This window comes from Microcoleus sp. Pol12A5 (assembly GCF_036701435.1).
Classification (GTDB): domain Bacteria; phylum Cyanobacteriota; class Cyanobacteriia; order Cyanobacteriales; family Microcoleaceae; genus Microcoleus.
Map to the genome: position 1 here is coordinate 1 of NZ_JAUBQU010000303.1, position 1186 is coordinate 1186.

Consider the following 1186-nt stretch of genomic DNA (forward strand, 5'->3'; position numbering starts at 1 on the left):
TGCACCACATCTTCAACACCGGAAACAGCAAATGTCTTGCCATCCGCTCCAAAGTGCACACTTTCAACCCGGTTCCCATGTCCCTTAAGCGTTAGAAGCAGTGTACCGTCGCTCTCCCAAAGCTTGACAGTATTATCTTTGTCTGCGGTGGCAAGCATCTTACTATTTGGACTAAAATTGACTAAAGTAATTTTACTGTGATGTCCCTTCAGGAATTTGATCAGCTTGCCATTATTACTACTCGAAAGCTTTATTACATTATTCCGATCGACAGAAGCAATTAGTCTTCTATCTTGACTAACCCTAATTGTAGGAACGTCATCCCCGTCATTTTTTATAGTTCCCGTTAGCCCACCTTTTCGGTTGTAAAGTTTGACGTTATCCTTAGCTATCAATATAACGGTTCCGCTGTCAGGACTGAAACTAATTTTAGGAGAATCATCGCTATTATTTGCCAGAGTCGCGATTTCTTTCCCGTCAATACCCCAAAGTTGGACAATACTAGAATTCTTAACTGAAACAAGCAGTTGGCTGTCAAGGCTAAAACTGACATCAACTTCATAGAAGTTTTGCGGTAAAGTGGTAATCAAAGCCCCATTCCGTCTCCAAAGTTTCACCTTGCTATCGAAAGTCGTGGTAGCAATAATCTGACTGTTGTGGCTGAAAATCGCGTTATAAACTAGCCCATCATGCCCCTTGAGGGTTGGAATCACTTTTCCATTTCGACCCCAGAGTTGCACGTCATTGTAATTGCTGGGGACAAATAACATCTGACTGTCGGGGCTAAATTTTACTTGACTTTTATCGGAAGAAGTCCGTCGATTTAATCTACCACTAGACTTCTCAATTGTTTGAATCTGTAAACCCTCGCGATTCCATAGCTTCACTGTATCATCCAAACTTACAGTAGCAATAAGCTGACTGTCAGGACTAAAAATAACTTCTGAAATTTTCTTGGTGTGACCTTGCAAAGTGCCGATAGACTTGCCATCATGGTTCCACAGCTTGGCTATATTGTCTTCGCTGACAGTAGCAATAAGCTGACTGTCAGGACTAAAAAATACCTTTGTAATACGTGCTTTCCAAGCTGGCAGATTTCCAATTAGCTTGCCATCCGATCTCCACAGCTTGGCTGTATTATTTCTCTCTACAGTAACCATGAGCTTACCATCAGGACTGACTTCGG

The 1186-nt window shown here is 42.0% G+C and carries 1 protein-coding gene; it reads right to left on the reverse strand.

Annotated elements, in window-relative coordinates; genetic code table 11:
* Nucleotides 1-1160, reverse strand: a 1160-nt coding sequence (locus tag QUA45_RS28895) for a WD40 repeat domain-containing protein (protein ID WP_333223388.1), incomplete at its 3' end; no start/stop codon positions are given.
* Nucleotides 1161-1186: the final 26 nt, after the last annotated feature.